Raw genomic sequence first — 7624 nt, forward strand, 5'->3', positions numbered from 1 at the left:
ACAATCTCTTCGGGCTTCGGTCGCTTGTTTGCCATTCGTGGTCCTCCGTTTCCTAAACATAGCGGTGGACCAGTTCAGTTGGGGAGGCTCAGCACCGTTTGATTTCTTCTTGGAGGGCACGGCACGGGGCGGCGCATTATTGCGCCCTCAGCCGCCGGACAATGCGGCAGCGATCAGAAAGGCGGTTGTATCCCAAGTCTTAGAAAGACATGGTTCAGGTCCCGAATGGGAAGTGCCAATACCTGCGGTGGTAACCGCGGCGAAAGCGGTTTAGGAACGTCGGGTTGGTACAGCGACGTTGTTCAAAGCTGACGTTAATTCTCTTGCAACGAGCGGCAGAAATAGTCCGCGGACTGTGAGTTCGTCGACGACCAGATTTCGCAGTCGCAGCGAATGGCGGCAATGCGGGCTGCGACCGCAGCATTCTGACCAGTGGGTGAATGGCCGCAAAGCGACCGAACCGGTTCGAGTAAATCAGCTAGGCTTGCGCAAGGTCCGTTAGACGTGTGGGGTGAGCCATCAAAATCCGACGCAGAAGCGATACTTGTTCCGTTGCTACGCTACGTCGAATCGAACCGAGACCGTCAATCCGGGTGAGCTGTTTGTAGCCATTAAGAGCGCCGAATGATGATCTGCGATAGCCTTCACCAGCGCCAGTCCTAAACCATTCCCAACACTATTTCGTTCGCTTTTAAGCTTATAGAAAGGAACAAAGAGCTTTCCCAGAGTGTTTTCGGGAACGCCGGGACCATCATCAACCACCGAGAGCGTAACGATGCCGTCTTCTTTTTCAATAAGCAGGCGAACTCTGGAATGCTTTGGGCAGTGATCGATAGAGTTCTGCAAAAGGTTTGCGCAAAGCTGTTTCAGCATACCTTCATCGCCTTCGATCAGGGAACGCCCTGATTGGTTCTCAACAAAATTCAGGCTTTGACCCTTAGCCTCCGCAAGTGGAATCATCGTTTCGACTGCTTCTCGACCCAGCCTATTCAAATCTAGATAGCTGAACGCTTTTGGACTGTTACCTTCTTCGATACGGTTGATCCGCAAAACAGTTTCAAAGGTCCATTTTAGACGGTCAAGTTCAGACTGAATATTGTTGATCACCTCTAGTGGCTGACCTTCGGATTGAAGCGTGTCTCTCGCTTCCTGAAGCGCGATGTAAGCATGAGTGAGCGGGTTCTTCAAATCATGTGCAATTGATGCAGCCGTCGATCGAGTCGTGGACATTAAAGCTGTCAGGTTGTCGAGATGTCGGTTCATCAACCGGGCAATCCGGTCTATCTGATCGTTGTTCTTACTGACTGAAAGCCTCGCTTTAACATCACCTCTTGAGACTTTGTTTAGCGTCTTCGCCATTTGATCGAGTTTGCGATATGTTCTTATGCTGGAGATGTACCCAACCAACAAAGTGCACACCGTTGCTCCAAATCCGATTGCAACCAAAGACCACGCCAGCGAACGAAGCGTGCTTTTCACAAAGGCAAGATCGCGACCAACCACAACTACAAATCCACGGTAGGTTTGCACGTTGACACGGTGGATACGTTTTTCCCCACCCAGATCTATACCATCGTCTTCGATTTCTCCCCATCCTCTAAAGGACGGGTATTCGTCGATATTTCCCGCCAGACGCTTCCCCTGGCTGTCGAACAGGCCAATCAAACTGGTGTCGAATGGCAACCAGAGGGTCGCGTCATCAATCGCTTGTACAACATCTGAATCGTTGTCGTTATCGTCCAGAATTTCCTGAATGAAACGCATTTCGTCGATCAACAACGAGTCCATTTCCCGTTGCAAATCGCCACGAATTCTTTCGAACGTTAAAAAAGCCAACGCTGTAACTGAAAGTAGTATTACTACAGCTGCATACAACGCTGTCGTAAACGCTGCTCCAGAGACAATGTTTGAGCGCTTCATTTGTTTTTCATCCGATTATAGTGGCGACCGCATGTGATTTGGCTAACAGCAAACCCTTTCTGGCCAGTCAAGCGAGTGATCCGAGGGTTTTAGCTGAAAAACTAGCGGGAAAATGGGGGATTTAGCTAAATTTGTCGCACCATTGGAGATGCGAGACCAATAAAGCACACGAATGTCAATGCTCTCAACTCCCAGCTCCGTTTGATTGAGCACACCCGAACACTTTCAAAAAACTATGTGCGGTGTTGCTCGCCTGATACGGCGGCCGATGGAGCCTTGATTTCCGAGAACTTGCAGCGCTCCCTTCCGAGGGGGTGGAGGGGAGCGCTGCTTTGACTGAGGGAAGCAAGCGTGCGAGTGAGTGGTCCGTGTCCTCACGGTTCCGGTGGCACCCTTCAGGAGGGTAACGAGTGCTTCCTCAGTCGAGTATTCGGTTTCAGTTCCAACCTTGACGGCATCTTCTGCAACGTTTCCTTGCCATCCGGCTTTCATCAACCTTACGTTTTTGAAAAATAGTGCGATCTTCCCCCTGGATCATTGAGTTTTCGATGTTGTTCACCCACCTTTTGTGCACTGTCCGTGATCTTCGACAGATGTGGCACCGTGCGTGGACAGCTCATAGGTCATGGTTGGGAAATGAAGCGCCAAGGTCCAGACTTCGTCGGTCTTGATGTGGATGAATGTTACTCCGTCCAGCCCGTGTGCGACGGAGGCTACGCCTTCTGTGTTTTGCACAATCAGGCGCGCTTCTGAGCGGTCAGCACCCTGAAAGACCTGGATGATTTCACCATTGGTTTCTGACGTGCATAGGTATTCTGTTTCGTCTGCGATCGCTGCAGACGCAGGCAAAAGTGCCATTAGGAGTATTGCTTTCATCGTCATTGTTTTTCCGTTCAAAAGGTTGGGCTTTCTAGTTTGAGTTGTCCAAGTGGTGGTTCGAATTATGAGTGGACCGTTCTTCCGCATAGGTTCAGGCCGCGACGCGAGGCTTTCCAAAGCTCACACACACCCGCAGGCCCGGTTCATTGTTTTCCGCAGTGACTATTGCGCCGTGGCGTGTGGCAACGGCCTTTACAAGCGACAGGCCAAGCCCATTGCCATCTTCATATTTTGTGCCGTCTGCTCGGAAAAACGCGTCAAAAATCTTGTTGATTTGGGGTTCCGGAACCCCTGGACCGTTATCTGTCACAACCAGCTCAATCACATCGGGCTTGGCTGTCAGGGAAATCCTGATCCAAGAACCGGAAGGGCAATACCGGAGCGAGTTGTTCACAAGATTGACGAGCAGCTGCTTCAGCATGTTTTCGTCGCCTCGGATCAATATCGTGTCGGCGTTGTAGTCCGCCGAGATGTGCTTACCTGCATCGACGGCAACTGGATACAGCGCCTCAGCAACACCCTCAACGAGCGCGCTCAGGTTCACTGTTTTAAAGCTCTTTTGATGCGTTCCTTCCTCAATTTGCGAGACCTTGAGGATCGTGTCGAAAACAACTCTAATGCGCTTTAGGTTGCTCTCTAATTCATTGAGGCCGGATCGCGGGTCGCCACCATACTCAACTTCGCTGTAAACCTGTTGCAAAGCGATAAAACCACTGGTTAATGGTGTCTTTAAATCGCGGGCAACTGTGACCGCAGTAGCATGTGTGCTATTCAGTAAACTCGAAATCCAGTCGAGACGTCGGTTAACCAACTGGAAAATCCGATCGAATTGATCGCCCTTTCCCGAAACCGGAAGACGAATAGAACCATTCGCTTGAACAGGAGGTTCCAGGGCTCGCTCAACCGACTTTAGTTTCCGATAGTTTTGAGAGCTGAAGTAGTAGCCAAGACCTAAAACAGTCATGGTTGTTGCGAGCGTCAGAAGCAATAGCCCTTCCCAAAGTGTTGTCAACGCTTGACTAAGTGATGTCATGCTACGGGCGACTACTGTGCGATACCCAAGATACTCGGACGCATGAAGCATATAGACGGGCGCGGTCCCGCCGAATTGAACAAAATCCGGATCTACCTCGTGCCATCCGTTCGTATCAGGCACTTTCGCGATTGAACTGGCAAGTGCTGAACCGTTTTGGTCAAACAGCGCGATTACGTGAAGTTGGGTTCGATTAGGGTTATTCAAATGTTCGATTGCTCGCTGAACTGCGTCAGCGCCGCCTTCCTGCAATATCTCATGAAGCAAAAGCTCTTCATCGAGGATTTGTTGTTCGAGGTCAGAGCGGAGCTTGTCTTCCAGCGCCAGATAGGCTGCATATCCGAAAACAGCGGTGATGATCCAGACAATCAATGCGGCGAAACAAGCTGGAGCGCTCGAGGCAATGCTAGCGCGGCCCATGAAGGCTGTATCCAACGTTTCGAGACGTGTGCAAAAGCGGCATCTCGAAGGGCTTGTCTATCTTCGACCTCAGACGACTGATGTATGTTTCAATCACGGTCGAACTCGGGTCAAAATTATAGTCCCAAACTTGCTCCAGAAGCATGGTGCGTGTCACCACGCGGCCTGTATTGCGCATCAAAACTTCTAACAACGCAAATTCACGTGGCAACAAATCTATTGTCACATCTTGCCGTTTCACGACTCTGCTGAGTAGGTCCATTGATAGATCGTGGACATGAAGCTCAGTTGTCGAGAAATCGGGCGGTTGTCGCCTGATTATGCTATTTAAACGCGCTAGCAGCTCTGAAAAATGAAAAGGCTTTACTAGGTAGTCATCTGCACCTTCGGTCAAACCTTCTACTCTGTCCTGAACGTCTCCTATCGACGTAAGAAACAGAACCGGGGTCTGTTTTTTCGCGGCCCTAAGTGCTTTGAGAACGGAAAGACCATCCATTCCTGGTAGCATGCGGTCCAGGACTATGGCGTCACATTCATTGTATAGACAATATGACAGGGCATCCCGACCATCTTCATACCACTCCACACTAAAACCGTTTGATCTGAGTCCTGAATTGACAAAGTCGGCGGTTTTTTTGTCGTCTTCTGCGACGAGTATCTTCACTTTAAGCCCTCCGATTTTGCCACTGGACCTGCTTGTTTCAGTTTGGAATGCGCTGTAAGTGAACCCAGCCATAACGTGATGGCTAAGTCCATTTGGCAAATCGTTGCAGACTAGAGACTCAACGTTTCTTCGACGGCTTTCACCTGAAGCCGGGCGAGACCAAGATTGGCAGTTTTCTTGTCTAGTGCGACATACACAAAGATGTTTGGGTTTTTGTCCAACGGGCGGACCAGATGATACTGTTTGCCAAGCGTTATCAGAATGTCTTCGATGGTATCGTTAAGTTTCAGCGCTTCGATTGCCTGAAGTTTGGCGCGGACGACTTCAACATTCGCAGCGCCTGCAGTTTCAAGATCAAATTTTGAGCCACCCTCAGAGCCTAGTACTAGGCCTGTGTCGCTGTCCACGAGGCACGCCCCCAAAAGACCCTTGATTTCGCTTAGTTTAGAAATGTCCAACGACATGTTTAGCTCCTTTTTGGCTTTGGAATTGCTGATCTGACTCGCTCCGGGCGTTTGATGGATTGGACGAGTTTCTTTGTTTGCAGGTGGGATGGTAATGACGTGTTTTTGAACCAGGCCAAACCTTTCGCTAAATCTGGCCAGAACAGACGATGTATCACTCTTGGAATTCGACATTTTCTATCCAATTCTCGCTGTGATGGTGGAAGTGGATTGTCGAACTATGTGTCCGCCACTGCGAGCGGCTTGGGTGCGAAGGAAGAGCCGATCAACCAAAGTGTCATCCAACCCAGGGAGAGTGTCCTTCCTATGCTGTACATGACATTCGGGATCTGCCCTGACGTTCAAAACCGGTGCGATTGGTCCCTGAGAGCTCTTGGGGCCTCTGTGCAAAAACCTTAGTGCAGCAATACAGGCAGTGGCCAAGTATTGGGCATTGTTGGCTGAAATGGTCAAAACACCTTCCGGACCCAGAAGGAATGAAGACCACAGATACCCAAGTTCAGAAAGGACGCCGGCCAAAACTGATAAAAAAACAGAACTTAGCATAGGCCCCTCGCCTCGTTACCAATCAACTAAGCGGTTCGTAAAATACTGGAGGTTTTAACCGGCTTTTCAGAAAGCTTAAATTTTTGTAAGGAATTTGTTTTTTGTCGGTTGGGGGATAGGAACTTAGGTGCAGCGGGCTATTTGACTGATTTTGTGAGCATTTTGACACCGGCAATGGTTTAGAGTTGGATAACCGTGATTTGTGATCGTCAACCCTCATTGTTTTGGCAGGATTTGCCGTGGGGGAGAGCATTGTTTGTTACACGGCACCAACCTCTATTTTCGGCAACGCAGCGGCAGCAATTCGATTGCGGTTCCAGAGTCTCCTGTGGGACGCGGACTGTGCATTCGAAGGACTCATTTGTTTGTGCTTGAAGCCAACAACTGCTTCGACAAGTTGTATCGTTGCTTTCTTACCCATGAGTGAAAGGTCGGTTTGCGCCACTAGACCACTTGCTGCGAACGGCAGCTTTGTCGGGCCGCATTGCAGCGTCGTGTTTAGTGGATGAAAGACCGTAATGGGCCGTCTGCTTAGTTAATATTTAGCCAGGAAGGGGCATTGCTGCGGCTGTCCCGAAGTCGTCAATGAGCCCAACCTGTACCCTGGATTTTATTGCTGCATGCGCTTGTAGCAGTAACAACATTGCAACTGCCGAATATCTTGTGCGGCCAAGCAGCGGAAAGAACTGTCATTCATGCAAATAGCAGCGATGCTCGCGGCGGCAGTTCACAGTTTGCTCAACAAAGCCGTCCTTCACTTCATCCGCAACAGCTATCGCCTAGCTGAATTGGTGGACACGGGACCGTGGCATATGAACAGTAAACACAACAGTCGCCTTCCAGGGGCTTCAAAACTGTTTTGCACGACTTGCATTCATAGAACCACTGGCAAGCATCCGTTGGCATTTCCTCGGTTTCGCTGTGGCCGCACTTCGGGCAAATCAGGGTGCTTTCTAGGACTACAGTTTGTTTTGTCATAGTCTCACATCTGCATGATCAGGTAATCGTTAATCCGTGCCTCGTTAAACACAACGACCCAAGCCACGCCGGTGATTAGAGTTGTTCCTGCAAGCCGCCATTTTAACGTCGGTAAGGAACCGCGCCGATAAGATACCAGCCACGATATCGCGACGAGCGCCGTTGAAATCGTCAGCACATGGTAACTCGCTGCCGCAACCTTCCCAAAGATTGCCAACCAACTGCCGCCCAGCCCCAGTAAAATCATCGTCATGGGCGAAACGCAGCAAGTCGCGACGCCAAGCGCTGATAGCGATCCCAAATAGCTGAGGCTAAGGTACTTCTGCATTCTGTTTCCCTAATGGACTACGTCGCGCGGAGTTGTAGAGACAACAACCACTCGTTTAACTTCTGTAGCCACTACAGGATCAAGACAGGAAATCTCACATGTTTGCGATTGGGGAGGCATCCCGGCAAAGCGGTGTCGGAATTGAAACTATCCGCTACTACGAACGCGAAGGGATCGTGCCGAAACCAGAAAGGGCATCGAATAATCGACGCATGTACTCTGCGCACGATGTGGGACGGCTTTGTTTTCTAAGGAAGTGCCGAGACTTGGGTTTTGCGCTTGCCGATGCAAAGGTGCTTCTTGGACGTGTCGCGGTTTGCTGCCGCTCCTTTGATAGCATTTATTGCAGCAAAGGAGACGAACTATGGGACTGAAACGGACGGACGAATTTC

Annotated in this window: 8 protein-coding genes; 1 reads left to right on the forward strand and 7 read right to left on the reverse strand. The window is 50.1% G+C overall.

Going from position 1 to position 7624, the window contains the following annotated elements; genetic code table 11:
- Positions 1 to 555: 555 nt before the first annotated feature.
- The 7 genes from ACR0M9_RS20785 to ACR0M9_RS20815 all read right to left on the reverse strand — a co-directional run bounded on the left by ACR0M9_RS20785 (position 556) and on the right by ACR0M9_RS20815 (position 7232).
- Entirely contained in the window at positions 556 to 1920 is a 1365-nt protein-coding gene (locus ACR0M9_RS20785) for a sensor histidine kinase (protein ID WP_480774573.1), read from the reverse strand.
- A 555-nt stretch (positions 1921 to 2475) separates the two neighbouring features.
- Entirely contained in the window at positions 2476 to 2802 is a 327-nt protein-coding gene (locus tag ACR0M9_RS20790) for a hypothetical protein (protein ID WP_480774574.1), read from the reverse strand.
- Between the two features lie 88 nt (positions 2803 to 2890).
- A complete protein-coding gene (locus tag ACR0M9_RS20795; RefSeq protein ID WP_480508205.1) occupies positions 2891 to 4252 on the reverse strand; it encodes a sensor histidine kinase in 1362 nt (453 codons plus the stop codon).
- Positions 4239 to 4916: a response regulator gene (locus ACR0M9_RS20800; RefSeq protein WP_480508203.1), complete on the reverse strand. Its 678-nt coding sequence runs from the start codon at positions 4914 to 4916 to the stop codon at positions 4239 to 4241. Before ACR0M9_RS20800 ends, ACR0M9_RS20795 begins: the two co-directional genes overlap by 14 nt.
- A 110-nt stretch (positions 4917 to 5026) precedes the next feature.
- Positions 5027 to 5554 carry a roadblock/LC7 domain-containing protein gene (locus ACR0M9_RS20805; protein WP_480774575.1) on the reverse strand — a complete coding sequence of 176 codons (528 nt, stop codon included), beginning with the start codon at positions 5552 to 5554 and terminating at the stop codon, positions 5027 to 5029.
- Between the two features lie 1131 nt (positions 5555 to 6685).
- On the reverse strand, positions 6686 to 6904 hold the full coding sequence (locus tag ACR0M9_RS20810; RefSeq protein ID WP_480774576.1) for a GDCCVxC domain-containing (seleno)protein: 219 nt from the start codon (positions 6902 to 6904) through the stop codon (positions 6686 to 6688).
- Positions 6905 to 6908: 4 nt separating this feature from the next.
- Positions 6909 to 7232, reverse strand: a complete 324-nt coding sequence (locus ACR0M9_RS20815) for a hypothetical protein (RefSeq protein ID WP_480774577.1) — start codon at positions 7230 to 7232, stop codon at positions 6909 to 6911.
- 98 nt (positions 7233 to 7330) lie between these two features.
- Between ACR0M9_RS20815 and ACR0M9_RS20820 the strand changes: the two genes are divergently transcribed.
- On the forward strand, positions 7331 to 7606 hold the full coding sequence (locus tag ACR0M9_RS20820) for a MerR family transcriptional regulator (protein ID WP_480774578.1): 276 nt from the start codon (positions 7331 to 7333) through the stop codon (positions 7604 to 7606).
- Positions 7607 to 7624: the final 18 nt, after the last annotated feature.

It is taken from the genome of Ruegeria sp. CH2, from assembly GCF_056537065.1.